Source organism: Sphingobium sp. Z007 (genome assembly GCF_900013425.1).
GTDB lineage: Bacteria > Pseudomonadota > Alphaproteobacteria > Sphingomonadales > Sphingomonadaceae > Sphingobium.
On sequence record NZ_FBXK01000005.1, the window covers coordinates 1,054,875 to 1,070,329 of the forward strand.

Annotated in this window: 14 protein-coding genes; 8 read left to right on the top strand and 6 right to left on the bottom strand. The window is 65.3% G+C overall.

Translation table 11 applies throughout. The features are described 5' to 3' along the window. Nucleotides 1–8: 8 nt before the first annotated feature. Genes CEQ44_RS13055 through CEQ44_RS13080 form a run of 6 tightly spaced genes read left to right on the top strand, consistent with a single transcriptional unit; the run spans nt 9 to nt 6,185 of the window. Nucleotides 9–1,655: a tetratricopeptide repeat protein gene (locus CEQ44_RS13055; RefSeq protein WP_373438196.1), complete on the top strand. Its 1,647-nt coding sequence runs from the start codon at nt 9–11 to the stop codon at nt 1,653–1,655. Further along, nucleotides 1,642–2,535 carry a 4-(cytidine 5'-diphospho)-2-C-methyl-D-erythritol kinase gene (locus CEQ44_RS13060; protein ID WP_088182169.1) on the top strand — a complete coding sequence of 298 codons (894 nt, stop codon included), beginning with the start codon at nt 1,642–1,644 and terminating at the stop codon, nt 2,533–2,535. Before CEQ44_RS13055 ends, CEQ44_RS13060 begins: the two co-directional genes overlap by 14 nt. Next, nucleotides 2,532–3,248, top strand: coding sequence for an N-formylglutamate amidohydrolase (locus CEQ44_RS13065; RefSeq protein WP_088182168.1), 717 nt, complete (start codon nt 2,532–2,534; stop codon nt 3,246–3,248). Before CEQ44_RS13060 ends, CEQ44_RS13065 begins: the two co-directional genes overlap by 4 nt. Further along, complete coding sequence (locus tag CEQ44_RS13070; protein WP_088182233.1) at nt 3,245–3,622, top strand: hypothetical protein; 378 nt, start codon at nt 3,245–3,247, stop codon at nt 3,620–3,622. The genes CEQ44_RS13065 and CEQ44_RS13070 overlap by 4 nt, the downstream gene beginning before the upstream one ends. Then, nucleotides 3,619–4,983: an NAD(P)H-hydrate dehydratase gene (locus CEQ44_RS13075; RefSeq protein WP_088182167.1), complete on the top strand. Its 1,365-nt coding sequence runs from the start codon at nt 3,619–3,621 to the stop codon at nt 4,981–4,983. The genes CEQ44_RS13070 and CEQ44_RS13075 overlap by 4 nt, the downstream gene beginning before the upstream one ends. Next, complete coding sequence (locus CEQ44_RS13080; RefSeq protein ID WP_088190796.1) at nt 4,980–6,185, top strand: class I SAM-dependent RNA methyltransferase; 1,206 nt, start codon at nt 4,980–4,982, stop codon at nt 6,183–6,185. The genes CEQ44_RS13075 and CEQ44_RS13080 overlap by 4 nt, the downstream gene beginning before the upstream one ends. A gap of 108 nt (nt 6,186–6,293) precedes the next feature. Here the strand turns inward: CEQ44_RS13080 and CEQ44_RS13085 are convergent, their stop codons facing one another. The 3 genes from CEQ44_RS13085 to CEQ44_RS13095 all read right to left on the bottom strand — a co-directional run bounded on the left by CEQ44_RS13085 (nt 6,294) and on the right by CEQ44_RS13095 (nt 10,123). Then, nucleotides 6,294–7,493, bottom strand: coding sequence for a type III PLP-dependent enzyme (locus CEQ44_RS13085; protein ID WP_088182166.1), 1,200 nt, complete (start codon nt 7,491–7,493; stop codon nt 6,294–6,296). A 148-nt stretch (nt 7,494–7,641) separates the two neighbouring features. Continuing rightward, the gene (locus CEQ44_RS13090; protein ID WP_088182165.1) at nt 7,642–8,814 is read right to left on the bottom strand and encodes a carboxynorspermidine decarboxylase; all 1,173 of its coding nucleotides are present in this window, start codon (nt 8,812–8,814) and stop codon (nt 7,642–7,644) included. Between the two features lie 103 nt (nt 8,815–8,917). Next, entirely contained in the window at nt 8,918–10,123 is a 1,206-nt protein-coding gene (locus CEQ44_RS13095) for a saccharopine dehydrogenase family protein (protein WP_088182164.1), read from the bottom strand. Between the two features lie 202 nt (nt 10,124–10,325). Here CEQ44_RS13095 and CEQ44_RS13100 point away from each other — a divergent pair, with 202 nt between their 5' ends. Further along, nucleotides 10,326–10,886: a fasciclin domain-containing protein gene (locus CEQ44_RS13100; RefSeq protein WP_088182163.1), complete on the top strand. Its 561-nt coding sequence runs from the start codon at nt 10,326–10,328 to the stop codon at nt 10,884–10,886. 91 nt (nt 10,887–10,977) lie between these two features. Here CEQ44_RS13100 and CEQ44_RS13105 read toward each other — a convergent pair whose 3' ends face one another. The 3 genes from CEQ44_RS13105 to CEQ44_RS13115 form a co-directional block, all read right to left on the bottom strand. Beyond that, nucleotides 10,978–11,325 (bottom strand): GFA family protein, encoded by a 348-nt coding sequence (locus CEQ44_RS13105; protein ID WP_088182162.1) that lies wholly within the window; start codon nt 11,323–11,325, stop codon nt 10,978–10,980. A 28-nt stretch (nt 11,326–11,353) separates the two neighbouring features. Then, nucleotides 11,354–12,952, bottom strand: a complete 1,599-nt coding sequence (locus tag CEQ44_RS13110) for a cisplatin damage response ATP-dependent DNA ligase (RefSeq protein ID WP_088190794.1) — start codon at nt 12,950–12,952, stop codon at nt 11,354–11,356. 109 nt (nt 12,953–13,061) lie between these two features. Continuing rightward, nucleotides 13,062–14,054 carry a ligase-associated DNA damage response exonuclease gene (locus CEQ44_RS13115; protein WP_088189980.1) on the bottom strand — a complete coding sequence of 331 codons (993 nt, stop codon included), beginning with the start codon at nt 14,052–14,054 and terminating at the stop codon, nt 13,062–13,064. Nucleotides 14,055–14,199: 145 nt separating this feature from the next. Here CEQ44_RS13115 and CEQ44_RS13120 point away from each other — a divergent pair, with 145 nt between their 5' ends. Beyond that, on the top strand, nt 14,200–15,450 hold the full coding sequence (locus CEQ44_RS13120) for a DUF3419 family protein (protein ID WP_088182231.1): 1,251 nt from the start codon (nt 14,200–14,202) through the stop codon (nt 15,448–15,450). Nucleotides 15,451–15,455: the final 5 nt, after the last annotated feature.

Sequence of the window (15,455 nt, forward strand, 5' to 3'; positions counted from 1 at the left end):
TGTTGCTGATGCTGACGACCGCGGCGGTGGTTCCGACCATGGCGGGGGCGTCGGTCGATCGCGCCATGGCCCGAAATGGCGCGCTCCACGCTTATGCCCGGGCGCGGATGGCGGACGGGGACGGGGCGTTGGGGCTGGCGGTCGCCAGCTATCGCGAGGCGTTGAAGCAGGACCCGGCGCGGATCGAGATCGCCCGGCGATCCTATGTCCAGGCGCTGGAAAGCGGGGATCGGCTGCTCGCGCGGCAGTCGGCGGCGCTGCTGGACGGCGCGGGAGCGTTGCCGCGCGACGGGACGCTGCTGCTGATCGGGGAGGCGCTGTCGGCCAAGGATTGGGCGGACGCGCGGACCTTGACCGACCGGATGCTCGAGGAAGGCAATTTCGCCTTTCTGACTCCGATCATCCGTAGCTGGATATCGCTGGGCGAGGGGCAATATGCGCCGCCGGTGATCGACGGGAAGGATCGTTTCGCGGCGCTGGGGCTGCGCTATGCCGATGAACATGCGGCTTTGCAGGCGCTGGCGCGGGGCGACTTGGCGACGGCGGCGCCCGCGGCGCGACGGGCGCTGGCCGTGCGCAGCGGCGATGGCGCGGCGTTGCGGGTGGCCTTTGCCGGTCAATTTGCGGCGCGCGGCGCGAAGACCGAAGCCTTGACCCTGTTGCCGGTGGGCAGCGCCAATTTCGCGCAGGCCCGCGCCGACATCGAAAAAGGCAAGGGGTTGAAGGCGGCTGGCGCAGCGACGACGCCGGCGCAGGGATTCGCGCGGTTGCTGGCGCGGCTGGCGGTCGATGTGTCGTCCGATGCCGACAGTTCCACATTGGGGCTTCGGTTGGCGCGGATCGCCACCTTCGCCGATCCCACCGGCCCCGAAATCCATATCGTTGCGGCCCGTTTGCTGACGGCGCAGGGTCATGCGGCGGGCGGGGTTGCTGAGGCGCGGAAAGTGCCGGTCGATGGCTGGTATGGTGCGCTCGCGCAGGCCGAGTTGATCGATGCGCTGGCGGCGGCGGGGGACATGGATGGCGCGCTGGCGCTGGCGCGCGCGCAGGCGGCGGCACCGGGCGCGGAGGCGGAGCGGCAGGTGCGGCTGGGGCGACTGCTGGCGCAACGCGATGATTTCGACGGTGCAGCGGCGGCGTTCCGGGCGGCGCAGGCGGGCTATGCGGACGATCAACTGCCCTGGACGCTGCTGCTGTTCGAGGGAAGCGCGCTGGAACAGGGCAAAAGATGGGACGAGGCGCGTGCGGTGCTGGAGCGGGCGGCGAAGATCGCGCCCAATGAGCCGGTGATCCTCAATTATCTGGGCTATGCGCAGATCGAGCGGAGGCAGAATGTCGCAGCGGCGCTGGAATTGCTCAAGAAGGCGAGCGCATTGAAGCCGCAGGATGCATCGATCACCGATTCGCTGGGCTGGGCGCAGTTCGTGACGGGCGATGTCGATGCCGCAGTGCCGGTATTGGAGCGCGCGGCGGCGGCGGCGCCGACCGACAGCACGATCAACGAACATCTGGGCGATGCGCTGTGGGTTGCGGGGCGGCGCTATGAGGCGCGCTACGCCTGGGCCGCGGCATCGGTCTTCGCAGAAGGTGACGTCGCCACGCGGCTGGCGGCGAAGCGCACAATGGGGATGAGGCCCGAATATGCCGCACCCTGACGCAGGGCTGGATGGTGAGACGTTGACGACGCCCGTGACCGAAATCGCCTATGCCAAGGTCAATGTCGCGCTGCATGTGCGCGCGCGCCGGGACGATGGCTATCATGCGCTGGAGAGCCTGTTCGTTTTTGCGGACGATGGCGATCGGTTGCAGGGTTGGGAGAATGAGGATGGCGCGATCGACCTGACGATCGACGGGCCGTTCGGGGCAACGCTGGACGCGGGCGCGGACAATCTGGTGATGCGGGCGGCGCGGGCGTTGCAGTCCTATCTGGGCGAGCAGCGCGGGGCTGCGATACGGCTGACCAAAAATCTGCCGGTGGCGTCCGGGATCGGCGGCGGGTCGGCGGATGCGGCGGCGACGCTGCGACTGCTGGCGCGGTTATGGGATGTGCGGATCGAGCCGGATGAATTGACAGGGCTGGCGCTGGACTTGGGATCGGATGTGCCGGCCTGTGTGACCAGCATGACGCAGATGGTCGGCGGTCGCGGCGAGAGGCTGATGCGTCATGCGGTCGAGGGGCTGGACGCATGCCCGATGCTGCTGGTCAATCCGGGCGTCGGCGTATCGACCGCGCAGATATTCGCCGGATGGGACCGGGTCGATCGCGGGCCGCTGGATGGCTCCAGCCTGGGGGTGTTGCGGGATGGCGGGCGGAACGATCTGGAAGCGCCTGCGCTGGCGATCGCGCCGGTGATTGGCGATGTGCTGGCGACGCTGGCGGCGCAGGAGGATGTGCTGCTGGCGCGCATGTCGGGATCGGGCGCGACCTGCTTTGGGTTGTTTCGTAGCGACCGCGCCTTGGCGGCGGCGGCGCAGGCGGTGCGACAGGCACGGCCCGATTGGTGGGTGATGGAAACGCGGATCAGGTGCGCATGAGCGAAGCCTACACACAGATTGACGGCGGCGGACTGGACCTGCTGATCGTGGGCGATCATGCATCGGCGCATGTGCCGGATGATATTGATCTAGGCATCGACCCGGCTTTGCTGCGCGAGCATGTCGCGATCGACATCGGGGTGGCGGAGGTCAGCCGGCTGCTGGCGGTGCAGTTGGGCGCAACGGCGATATTGGGCGGCGTGTCGCGGCTGGTGATCGACCTCAACCGCGAGGAGGATGCGCCGGGCCTGCTGCCGGTGATGAGCGATGGCCATGCGATCCCCGGCAATCGTGATGCGGATCTGGCTGCGCGCATGATGCGCTTTCACCATCCCTATCATCAACGCGTGGCGACGCTGCTGGCGGGCATGACGTCGCCATTCATCCTGTCGGTCCATAGTTTCACGCCCCGGCTAGCGAGCGATCCGGGGCAGCAGCGGCCTTGGGACATCGGCGTGCTGTATAATCAGGACGATCGCGCCGCGCGGATCGCCATTCCTCTCCTGGAGGCGGCGGGGCTGATGGTCGGCGACCAGTTGCCCTATGCCGGGACAGTGCTCAATGCGACGATGAACCGCCATCCCGAAGCCAATGGCATCCCTTATCTGGGCGTGGAGATGCGGCAGGATCTGGTCGGCGACGCCGCCGGACAGGCGCGGTTCGCAGCGATATTGGGGCCAGTGGTGCTGGCATGCAGGAGCCGATTGGCATGATACGTGGCGGAATGGGGGTGGCGGCTTTGATGCTGCTGGCGGGTTGTGGTGGCGAGGCGGCATCTTCGCGCGATAATTCTGTTGTTGCGGCAGATGCGGCGCCGGTCGATGACGGCAAGGCGGATTGCGCCCTGGCAGGGTCGGGCGGATGGGCGCGCGATTGCCTGGTCGAGCGTGCGGGCGAGATGTTGACGATCCGGCATCCCGACGGTGGCTTTCGCCGCTTTCGCGTGTTGGCGGATGGGCGCGGGTTGGAAGCCGCCGATGGCGCGGAGGCGGCGAAGCTCACCATAGTGGATGACAAGCGGATAGAGGTGGTTGCTGGCGACGATCGCTATCGGCTGCCGGCACGGATGGCCGGTTCCGGGCGATGACCGGCGGGCCGATCCTGACGGCAGCGCAGATGCGCGCGGCGGAGCAGGCGGCTTTCGATGCGGGCGTCGATGATTATGGGTTGATGGAGACGGCGGGCGCGGCGGCGGCGGCGATCATCTGGCGGGCGGGGCATAAGCGGGATGCGCTGGTGCTATGCGGGCCGGGCAATAATGGCGGCGACGGCTATGTGATCGCGCGGATCTTGCGCGATCGTGGCGTGCCGGTGCGGGTGGCGGCCTTGGGCGAAAGCCGGACTGTATCGAGCCAGCGCGCGCGGGCGGCATGGGGCGGGCTGGTCGAGGATGTGATGACCGCTGCGCCAGCGACGCAACTGGTGGATGCGTTGTTCGGCACTGGCTTGGCGCGCGGTTTGGACGACGCGGTGGCGGTGCGGCTGTGTGCGCTGGCCGGGGCGGCGGCGATCCGCCATGCGGTCGATTTGCCGAGCGGGGTCGAGAGCGACAGTGGTGCTTTGCTGTCCGCTGTGCCGCATTTCAGCGCCTGCATCGCTTTTGGCGCATATAAACCGGCCCATCTGTTGCAACCTGCGGCGGGGCATATCGGGCGTTTGGTGCTGGCGGATATCGGCATCGCGGTGCCGAGCGCGGTGCATCGGTTGGGTGCGCCTTTATTGTCTGCGCCGGTTGCGCAGGCGCATAAATATACGCGCGGGCTGGTCGCTGTGGTTGCCGGCGACATGATAGGGGCCAGTTGCCTGTCAGCCGAAGCGGCGGCGCGATCGGGGGCGGGCTATGTCCGATTGCTCGCCAACGGACCGGTTCCGCGCATGAGCCATGCGATCGTGCAACATGCATCCCTGGATTTCAGTCGCGCCAAGGCGGTTCTGGTCGGCCCTGGACTTGGCCGCGACCATGCCGCTTGGGAGAGGCTGGCCGCCGCCGCCACGGCAGGGGTTCCGATGGTCGCCGATGCCGATGCCCTGTGGTTGCTTGCGGAAAAGGGATTGGGTGATTTGCCTCCACCCGCGATCGTGACGCCGCATGAGGGCGAGTTTCAGCGGCTGTTCGGCGACTTGCCCGGCAGCAAGATCGACCGCGCGTTGGCGGCGGCGCAACAATCGGGGGCGGTTGTGGTGTATAAAGGCGCAGACAGCGTGATCGCGGCGCCGGACGGGCGGGCGGCGGTGGCGTTGGGCGCGTCGCCCTGGCTATCGACCGCCGGGACCGGAGACGTGCTGGCCGGGCTTTGCGCCGGGCGGTTGGCGGTGACAGGCGATCCGTTTCGCGCGGTGTGCGAGGCGGTGTGGCTGCATGGCGATGCGGCGCGGCGGGCCGGGGCGGCCTTTGTCGCGGATGATTTGCTTGAGAGCCTGCCAGCGGCTATCGCCGCGCGATTGTGACAGACACCGACCTAGACATCATCATCCGCATCGCCGCCAAGGGCGACGGCATCACGGCCGATGGCCGCCATTTCCCGCTGACTGCGCCGGGCGACCGGATCGGTCCCGACGGCGCGATCATCGCCGGGCCGCATCATGTTGATCCACCTTGCGTCCATTTTCCAGAATGTGGCGGGTGCCAGATCCAGCAACTGGACGAGGCAAGCTATGCCGATTTTGTGACGGGGCGGGTGACCGGCGCGCTGGCGGGGCAGGGCGTCGCGCCTGCCACGGTGCTGCCGCCGTATATCTCACCGCCGATGATGCGGCGGCGCGCGGCTTTGCGGGCTGCAAGGGCGGGCAAGCGCGTGACCATCGGCTTTGCTGAGGAGGGTAGCCACCGGCTAATCGACCTGGAAATGTGCGCCGTGCTCGACCCGCGGCTGTTTGCGCTGGTGGCGCCGCTGCGGGGGCTGCTGGCGACGATCCTGCCCGACAAGCGCGCCGCGCATGTGAAGATGTCGCTGATCGACCAGGGCGTCGACCTGCTGCTGGAGGGCGTGAAGGTCGAAGGCTTGGCAGCGGACGAGGCGCTGGGTGACTTTGCGCGGGCGCACGGGCTGGCGCGGTTGACGATCGATGAAGGCGATGGCGCGCAGACGCGTTGGGAGCCAGAGGCGGCGACGATCAGCTTTGGCGGGGTGCCGGTGGGCTTTCCGCCCTTCGCTTTCCTGCAAGCGACGCCCGATGGCGAGGCGGCGTTGGTGGGCGCTGTGCGCGATGCGTTGCCGGAAACGGGGGCGATCGCCGATCTGTTCGCGGGTCTTGGGACTTTTGCGCTGGCGCTGGGCGACGGGCGGCCGGTCTATGCCGGTGAGGGCGCGCGCGATGCAATCCTGGCGCTGAAGCTGGCCGCCGGGCGGGCGCAGCGGCGGCTGGCGGCGGATCATCGCGACCTGTTCCGGCGACCGCTGACGCCGGAGGAGCTTAATCGCTTTGCGGCGGTGATCCTCGATCCGCCGAGGGCGGGCGCGCGGGAGCAAGTGTTGCAACTGGCGGCGTCGGCGGTGCCGGTGATCGCCTATGTCTCCTGCAATCCGGCGAGTTTCGCGCGGGATGCGGCGCATCTGACGGCAGCGGGCTATCGGCTCGATAGGGTCAAGCCGGTGGGCCAGTTTCGCTGGACCACCCATGTCGAGATGGTCGGCATCTTCCGCAGATAAGACAATCCCTCGCCGCGGGGGGGAACGGCGAGGGATTGGCAGTTTCTTTATGTTCCGGCTCGTGGTCGGCCGGGAACAGGCATCCTCTCCGGGAGAGCCGGAGTCGGTTTAGCCGAGCTTGATGACGTTCGCGCGACGGCGGATCGGCACGACTTCGGTATAGAGGCTGGCCATCGGCTCATCCTCGACCTCGATCGTGGCTTCCGACGTGAAGCCGTTGAACCCGGTGCGCATCGCTGCGCCATAGGCGCCAAGCATACCGATTTCGATATAGTCGCCCACATTCACGTCCGCGGGGAGCATGAACGGGCCGACCATATGGTCCATGTCGTCGCAGGTCGGGCCGTAGAAGGAGAAGGCGGTCAGTTCCTCCTCGCTCTCGTCTTCCCGCAGCAGGGCGACCGGGAAGCGCCAGCCGATATGCGCCGCATCGAACAGCGCGCCATAAGCGCCGTCGGTGATGTAGAGTTCTGTGCCGCGACGGCGCTCCACTCGCACGATGATCGAGCTGTATTCCGCCGACAGCGCGCGGCCGGGTTCGCACCACAGTTCCGACGAATAGCTGACCGGCAGGCTTTCGAAGCCGCGATGGATAGCTTCGAAATAATTTTCGAGCGCGACCGGCTCCATGCCCGGATAGATGGACGGGAAGCCGCCGCCGACATCGATGATATCGACCGTGACGGCTGCGTCCACGATCGCGGCGCGGACGCGTTCGATCGCATCGCTATAGGCGCGCGGGCTCATCGCCTGGCTGCCGACATGGAAGCAGATGCCAAGCGCATCGGCGGCCTGGCGCGTGGCCATCAGCAGTTCGCGGGTTTCGCCCGGTTCGGCGCCGAATTTCGAAGCAAGAGAGAGCTCAGAATGTTCGGACGATACGCGCAAACGCACGCACAATTCCAGATCGGTCGCGTCGTTACAGGCGCGCATGATCTTTTCCAGCTCGTCGATCGTGTCGAGCGAGAAGGTGCGCACGCCGTAGCGATGATAGGCTTCCGCTATCGCTTCCTCGGCCTTGACCGGGTGCATGAAGCAGAGCTTGAAGCCCTCCTCGCCCGCCAGCGTATCGGCGACCAGACGCACTTCCGCGATCGAAGCCACGTCGAAATGCGTGACACCGTTGGCGAACAGGGTACGGATCAGATCGGGTGACGGGTTCGCCTTGACCGCATAGAGTGAGCGGCCCGGAAACTTCTCAACGAAGAATCGGGCGGCCCGAGCAGCGGCTTCGGGACGAATCAGCGTTACCGGTGCTGCCGGTTTGAGGGTGGTCGCTACCCCCAGCGCGCTAGGATGCTTGTGCAATTCAAGGGACCTCCAGTGTAGTTCAGGGCGAAGAAGCTGCCTTGCGGTGGAAGTCCCATGGGGCAGCGGACGGCCGATATATGCGGAGGGGTCCCCCCTGTAAAGCGCATGTGAAAATTTTATTGCGCGGCAGGCTACGAAACGTGCGTTATGAGAGACGGGCCTTGAAATCCTCATAAGAAAACGACCTTATTTCCGTAAGTTGGTCGCTTTCTGAGTTCCACAGCCAAATGGCGGGGAGCGGAACGCCGTTGAAAGTGTTGGTCTTCACCATCGAATAATGGGCCTGGTCGAGGAAGGCGATACGCGCGCCCGGTTCCGCGCCGCCGGGGATTCGATAATCGCCGATAATGTCGCCCGCGAGACAGGAGGGGCCGCCGAGTCGGGTGACCGGACCGTCGTCCGGTTCATGCAGCATGGCAGGGCGATAGGGCGCCTCGATCACGTCAGGCATGTGGCAGGTGGCACTGATGTCGGTGATGGCGACAGGCATTCCGTTGTCCATCACGTCGAGGATTTCGCCGATGAGAATGCCCGCGTCGAGCGCCATCGCTTCGCCCGGTTCGATATAGAGTTCAAGGCCGGTCTGCGCCTTAATCTGTTGCAGAAAGGCGATCAGATCGTCGATCTGGTAATCGGCGCGAGTGACATGGTGGCCGCCGCCGAAGTTGAGCCATTTGAGGCGTTCGATATGGGGCATGACATAAGGTTCGATCGCGGCCCAGGTGCGGGCCAGCGGCGCGAAATCCTGTTCGCACAGATTATGGATGTGCAGGCCGTCGACCCCCTCCAGATGTTCGGGGCGCAATTGGTTCACCGGGAAGCCGAGGCGGCTGTGCGGTTGCGAGGGATCATATTTGGGCACTTCCCCCTCCGGGCGGAGGGGGTTGAGGCGCAGGCCGATGTCGAAGATGCGGCCATCGGCGCGGGCGGCGTCGATGACGGGTTTCAGCCGCGCGATCTGGCCGGGGCTGTTGAAGATCACATGGTCGGAAATTTTGAGGATTTCGGCGAGGTCATCGGGCTTGTAGGCGGCACAATAGGTCGCGACTTCGCCCCTATATTCCTCGCGGCCGAGGCGCGCTTCGTAGATGCCCGACGCGCAGACGCCGTCCAGATATTCGCCCAGCACGGGGCCGAGCGACCACATGGAGAAAGCCTTGAGCGCGCCCAGCACCTTGATGCCCGCGCGGTCGCCTATGTCGCGCAGGATGGCAAGGTTCCGCCGTACCGCAGCCTCGTCCACCACGAAGGCGGGCGAAGGGACGCGGTAGAGGTCGAAGCGGGCGAAAGCGGCGGGATCGCCGGCGCGGGTTTCCATAACAACATACTCCGTCACCCCAGCGAAGGCTGGGGTCTCAGGCGATAGGGCACGGCGACGCCGCATGAGACCCCAGCCTTCGCTGGGGTGACGACTAAAGTCGTCAGAAATCCAGCGGCGCGTCCAGTTCCTTCACCTGCCAGGGCAGGCCGTGCTTGTTCAGCATGTCCATGAAGGGATCGGGATCGAACTGTTCGATGTTGAACACGCCTTCGCCTTTCCATGCCCCCGTCAGCATCAGCGCCGCGCCGATCATCGCGGGGACGCCGGTGGTGTAGCTGACCGCCTGATTGCCGGTTTCGGCATAGGCTTCCTCATGGTCGCAGATTTGATAGACATAGACGGTCTTTTCGACGCCGTCCTTCTGGCCGGTGGCAATGTCGCCGATATTGGTCTTGCCCTTGGTCGTGGAACCCAGGCTGGACGGTTCGGGCAGGACGGCCTTGAGGAACTGTAGGGGGATGATCTCCTGGCCATTATAGATCACCGGATCGATCCGGGTCATGCCGACATTCTGGAGCACTTCGAGATGCTTCAGATAGGCATCGCCGAAGGTCATCCAGAAGCGGATGCGTTTGATTTCGGGATAGAATTTGGCGAGGCTTTCCAGTTCCTCATGATACATGAGGTACATGTTCTTCGGTCCGACCTGGTCGAAGTCGAAGCTCTGCTTGTGGCTCAAGGCCGGACCCTCGACCCACTCGCCATTCGCCCAGTGGCGCGACGGCGCGGTCACTTCGCGGATGTTGATTTCCGGGTTGAAATTGGTGGCGAAATGCTGGCCATGGTCGCCGCCGTTGCAGTCGAGAATGTCGAGCGTGTCGATCGTGTCGAGCAGATGCTTCTTGATGTAGGAGGCAAAGACGCTGGTGACGCCGGGGTCGAAGCCGGAACCCAGCAGCGCCATGATGCCGGCTTCCTTGAACCGCTCCTGATAGGCCCATTGCCAGCTATATTCGAACTTGGGCGTGTCGCGCGGTTCGTAGTTGGCGGTGTCGAGATAGTCGGTCCTGGTCGCGAGGCACGCGTCCATGATCGCCAGATCCTGATAGGGCAGGGCGAGGTTCACGACCAACTTGGGCTGGACCTTCTCGATCAGCGCGATCGTCTCTGCGACATTGTCGGCATCGACCTGCGCCACGTCGATGGTCGCGCCGGTCAGCGCCTTCACCGATTCGGCGACCTTCTGGCAACTGACGAGGCGGCGGCTGGCGAGGGTAATATGGCTGAATATGTCTGGATTCATCGCCATCTTGTGAACCGCGACAGACCCGACGCCGCCTGCGCCTATGACCAGAACCTTGCTCAATTCAACTGCTCCATCCTTGTGCCGCACCGACGCGCGAAATCGCCCATATAGGGACGTCGCGTGACAGAGCAAAGACGCAGTGCGATCGTCCAGTCGCCCCATGTGCCCTTTAGGCCATGGATGCATCTATTAGTTACGCTCGGGCGTATCTGCCGCGCATCCCGATGCTTTTGGGATGACATGATAGTGGAAGGATGCACCGATGAAGTTCACCCCAATGACAATCGCGCTCGCCAGCGTGCTCATGGCCGCAGGCGGCGGCGTCGCCAATGCGAAGATGGCCGAAAATCCGATGGTCGGCGGCGCGGCCATGTACCCGACGAAGGACATTGTCGATAACGCGGTCAATTCCAAGGACCACACCACGCTGGTCGCAGCGGTCAAGGCCGCCGGCCTGGTCGAGACGCTGAAGGGTCCGGGACCGTTCACCGTGTTCGCGCCGACCAACGCCGCCTTCGCCAAGCTGCCCGCGGGCACCGTCGAAACGCTGTTGAAGCCTGAGAACAAGGACACTCTGACGAAAATCCTGACCTACCATGTGGTGGCTGGCAAGGTGAGCGCCGCTGATCTGGTGGCGCAGGTTAAGGCCGGTGGCGGCAAGGCGACGCTGACGACCGTTCAGGGCGAGCCGCTGACTGCCTGGGTCCAGGGGTCGTCGGTGTATCTGCAGGATGCCAAGGGCGGCAAATCGAAGGTGACGATCGCCGATGTCAATCAGTCCAACGGCGTCATTCACGTCATCGACACGGTGCTGATGCCCTGACCCCCGTTGTCCTCTGACCTCGTGGTCATGATGTGACGGCCGACGGGCCGACGGCTGCACCCCTTGCCGTCGGCCCGTTTGTTTGTGCGGATCAGAAGCTGGCCCCGTCGACCTTCTGAATCGTCAGTGCGTCGATGTCGATGGAGGGCACGCAGCGCAGGTTGATTGCGCGCATGTCGCCCTGCGGTGACTTGCCGAGTGCAAAGGCTTCGGTGCCGCAGATCTTGCAGAATTGATGCGTGATGGCGTGCTTGTAGAAGAGATAGTCGGTCAGATGGTCCGCGCCGCTTTCGATGCTGAACTGGTCAGCGGGGACGAAGGTCAGGACCATCCCCTTGCGGCTGCGATGGGAGCAGTTGCAGGTCATCGCTTCGGTAGGCGCGTCCGCCGCGACGGTGAAAGCGACGGCGCCGCAATGGCAGCTTCCGGTATAGGCCATGGTCGTTCTCCCTTCCGCTAAGCCTGCGCTAACTGATCAGCTTCTTCAATCCCTCGACCGTATCCGCTTCCGCCGCCGGCTTGTCCTTGCGGATGCGGGCGATGCGGGGGAAGCGCATGGCGACGCCCGATTTGTGGCGCTTGCTGTCGTGGATGCTGTCGAACGCGACCTCCAGCACAAGCGTCTTTTCGACTTCGCGCACCGGACCGAAGCGGGCGGTCGTGTTCTGGCGGACGAAGCGGTCGAGCCACTTCAGTTCCTCATCGGTGAAGCCGCTATAGGCCTTGCCCACCGGATGCAGTTCGCCGTCATCCGTCCAGCAGCCGAAGGTATAGTCCGAATAGAAGGACGAGCGTTTGCCGTGGCCACGCTGGGCGTACATCATGACGCAATCGGCGGTCAGCGGATCGCGTTTCCACTTGTACCATAGCGCGGCCTTGCGCCCGGCGACATAGGGGCTGTCGCGGCGCTTGAGCATGACCCCTTCGATCGCAGCGTCGCGGGCACCGGCGCGGATGTCGGCGAGTGCATCGAAATCGAGGGCGTCGATGACGGCGGACAGATCGAAGCGGTTGGGATCAAGGCCGGGCATGAAGGCTTCGAGCCGAGCGCGGCGATCGGTCCAGGGGAGCGCGCGCAGGTCATCTTCGCCTTCGATCAGCAGGTCGTAGAGGCGAACGAAGGCGGGGTATTCGTCCATCATCTTGGCGCTGACCGCTTTGCGGCCGAGGCGTTGTTGCAGGGCGTTGAAGCTGGCCGCGGCCCCGCCATGTTCGGCCGCGCCCTGCACTTCGCCCTTCACCAATAGTTCGCCGTCCAGGACCGCATGGCCGGTGAAGGCGGCGGCGATCTCCGGGAAGCTGCCGGAAATATCGTCCCCGCCTCGGCTGTAGAGGCGGGTTTCGCTCCCGGTGCCGACGATCTGGATGCGGATGCCGTCCCATTTCCATTCGGCGGCATAGTCAGCCAAATCGACGCTGTCGGCTTCCAGTGGATGGGCGAGCATGAAGGGACGGAAATAGGGCGTGCCTTCAGGGTCCGGGCGGCCGGTGCGGCCCTCCGCCCAGTCGAACAGCGCAGTGTAGGGCGGGGCGAGGGCGTGCCAGACCTGTTCGACATCATCGACGCCGAGCCCGAAGCCCTGCGCGAAGCCGGTCTTGGCGAGGCGGGCGGAAATGCCCACCCGAAGCCCGCCGGTGGCGAGTTTCAGCAGGGCGAAGCGGCCGGAGGAGTCGAGATGATCCATCATCTGCGCCAGGGCATCGGGCGCGGCGGCGCGACTGACGGCGTGGAGGCGATCGATGACGGCGGACAGGCTGAGCGAGCCGTCGTCCAGTTCGGCGGGCTGCTCTTCCCGTTTGGGCCAGAGCAGGGCGACGGTTTCGGCAAGGTCGCCGACATAGTCGCGGCTCATTTCATAGAGGATGGGGTCGGTGCGGGCGCGGATCATTTCGCCGATGGCGGAGGATTTGACGGCCTTCAGGTCGAGATTGCCAGTCAGAGCGGCGAGCGCCCAGCCGCGGTCGGGATCGGGGGCTTCGCGCATATAGGCGGCGATGAGGTTCAGCTTTGCGTTGCGCGAGCGGGTATAGACGAGACCGTCGAGGAGTTGGGAGAATTGCCTCATTTCCACGCCCTCGTTCGGTTCGAGATACTGAGCCTGTCGAAGGGCGAGAACCGTTGCGCCAGGGTTCTCGACAGGCTCGAACCGAGCGGATGTGGGGTATGAGATCGCATCATCCCTCATCCTCATCTTCGCGGCCGACCAGGGCCAGGGCGCGGGCGCGGATCTGGTGGGTCATGCACCAGTGGAGCAGGGCTTCTTCCCGGCCGTGGGTGATCCAGGTTTCGCTGGGCGCGACTTCGCGTATCGTATCGGTCAGTTCGTCCCAGTCGGCATGGTCGGATATGACCAGCGGCAGTTCGACATTTTTTTGCCGTGCGCGCTGGCGCACCCGCATCCAGCCGGACGCCATGGCGGTGATGGGATCGGGCAGGCGGCGGCTCCAGCGGTCGTTGAGGGCGGAAGGTGGCGACACGATGATGTGGCCGCGCATGTCCTTGGCCGCGACGCCAGTGGCGGGGCGCAGTTCACCCATGGCGACGCCGAATTCCTCGTAGAGGGCGCACATCCGTTCCATAGCACCATGGATATAGATAGCGTCATGATGGCCGCGCGCGCGCAGTTCACAGATGACACGCTGCGCCTTGCCCAGCGCGTAGGCGCCGACCAGCACGCAGCGGTCTGGATTGGCATGGAGCGCGGCGAGCAGCCGGTCCATCTCGCTGCCGGTATCGGGGTGGCGGAAGACGGGGAGGCCGAAGGTCGCTTCGGTCACGAAAATGTCGCACGGGACCGGCTCGAACGGCAGACAGGTCGGGTCGGGGCGGCGCTTGTAATCGCCCGTCACCACCACCCGTTCGCCGCTATGTTCCAGCACGATCTGCGCCGATCCCAGCACATGGCCGGCGGGGACATAACGGATGGTGACGCCGCCCATCCGCACTTCCTCGCCATAGCCGACCGCGGTGCCGCTGGCGGTGCCATAGCGCAGACCCATGATCGCCAGCGTCTCGCGCGTCGCCCAGACATGGCCATGGCCGCCACGCGCATGATCGGCGTGGCCGTGGGTTACCAGCGCCCGTTCCTGCGGCAGCGACGGATCGATCCAGGCATCGGCGGGACGGACATAGATTCCGGTGGGGTGGGGTTCGATCCAGTGGGCCATGGATGCAGAAGATGGGAGAGGGCGTCCCGGTTCCGCAAGGCCATTTCCCCAAAGGCCGTCATCATGGCGTAACCGGCCCGTCATGCGGGCGACATGCCATTGCCCTATCCGCGCCGGAACGACCCGGCAGCGAGGAGTGCGCACCATGGCAGCGACAGCGGATCAGATCGGCTATCAGGACAAGACTGGCCATCAGAAAATCACCGACGCCGTGCATCGCCACCGGCATTTGTCGAAACAGGGGTTGCTGGAGCGCGCCTTCACCTTCGCGTTCCGTGGGCTGGTCTATGCCCAGATCTGGGAAGACCCGGCGGTGGACATGGAGGCGCTTGCGATCACGCCCGACAGCCATGTCGTGACGATCGCGTCGGGCGGCTGCAATGTGCTGAGCTACCTGACCGCCGATCCGGCGAAGATCACGGCGGTCGACCTCAACACCGCGCATATCGCGCTCAACAAACTCAAGCTGGCTGCGGCGCGCACATTGCCGGACCATGCCGCCTTTCACCGCTTCTTCGCCCAGGCGGACAGCAGGGAAAATGTCGCGGCCTATCGCGACATCGTGGCACCGCATCTGGACGAGGCGACGCGGCGTTACTGGGAAGGGCGCGACCTGATCGGCCGGCGGCGGATCGGCGGATTCGCGCGCGGCATCTATAAACATGGCCTGCTTGGCCGCTTCATCGGCGCGGCGCATCTGCTGGCGCGGCTGCATGGCGTCAATCCCAAGCGGATGCTGGATGCGCGGAGCCGGGAAGAGCAGCGCGCGATCTTCGAAGCTGAACTGGCGCCGATCTTCGACAAGGGCTTCGTGCGCTGGCTGACCAGCCAGCCGGCATCGCTGTTTGGCCTCGGCATCCCGCCCGCCCAGTTCGAGGCGCTGGCCGGCGACGCGCGGATGGATAATGTGCTCAAGACGCGGCTGGAGAAGCTGGCCTGCGATTTCGACCTGAAGGACAATTATTTCGCGGTGCAGGCGTTCGGGCGGGGCTATGCCGGGGGAGAAGGGCCTTTGCCGCCCTATCTGCAAGCCGCGCACCATGAGGCGGTGCGGGCGCGGGCCAGCCGTGTCGATGTGCGGCACATCAATTTTACGGATTTCCTCGCCAGCCAACCAACGGCGTCGTGCGACCGCTATATCCTGCTGGATGCGCAGGACTGGATGGACGACGCGCAGTTGAACGCGCTGTGGGGTGAGATCACGCGCACGGCCAAGCCGGGCGCGCGTGTCCTGTTCCGCACCGCTGGCGAGCCGAGCATCTTGCCAGGGCGGGTGGCGGGCGATGTGCTGGACCGCTGGGACTATCGGGCGGAGGCGTCGCTCGACTATACGGCGCGCGACCGGTCGGCCATCTATGGCGGCGTGCATCTCTATGTGTTGAAGACGGCCCGGTGACAGCG

Bases quoted from the DNA above. Each gene is read 5' to 3' on its own strand.
- CEQ44_RS13055 (WP_373438196.1), top strand. From the start codon at position 9: ATGCTGACGACCGCGGCGGTGGTTCCGACCATGGCGGGGGCGTCGGTC.
- CEQ44_RS13060 (WP_088182169.1), top strand. From the start codon at position 1,642: ATGCCGCACCCTGACGCAGGGCTGGATGGTGAGACGTTGACGACGCCC.
- CEQ44_RS13065 (WP_088182168.1), top strand. From the start codon at position 2,532: ATGAGCGAAGCCTACACACAGATTGACGGCGGCGGACTGGACCTGCTG.
- CEQ44_RS13070 (WP_088182233.1), top strand. From the start codon at position 3,245: ATGATACGTGGCGGAATGGGGGTGGCGGCTTTGATGCTGCTGGCGGGT.
- CEQ44_RS13075 (WP_088182167.1), top strand. From the start codon at position 3,619: ATGACCGGCGGGCCGATCCTGACGGCAGCGCAGATGCGCGCGGCGGAG.
- CEQ44_RS13090 (WP_088182165.1), bottom strand. From the start codon at position 8,814: ATGGAAACCCGCGCCGGCGATCCCGCCGCTTTCGCCCGCTTCGACCTC.
- CEQ44_RS13100 (WP_088182163.1), top strand. From the start codon at position 10,326: ATGAAGTTCACCCCAATGACAATCGCGCTCGCCAGCGTGCTCATGGCC.
- CEQ44_RS13105 (WP_088182162.1), bottom strand. From the start codon at position 11,325: ATGGCCTATACCGGAAGCTGCCATTGCGGCGCCGTCGCTTTCACCGTC.
- CEQ44_RS13110 (WP_088190794.1), bottom strand. From the start codon at position 12,952: ATGAGGCAATTCTCCCAACTCCTCGACGGTCTCGTCTATACCCGCTCG.
- CEQ44_RS13115 (WP_088189980.1), bottom strand. From the start codon at position 14,054: ATGGCCCACTGGATCGAACCCCACCCCACCGGAATCTATGTCCGTCCC.
- CEQ44_RS13120 (WP_088182231.1), top strand. From the start codon at position 14,200: ATGGCAGCGACAGCGGATCAGATCGGCTATCAGGACAAGACTGGCCAT.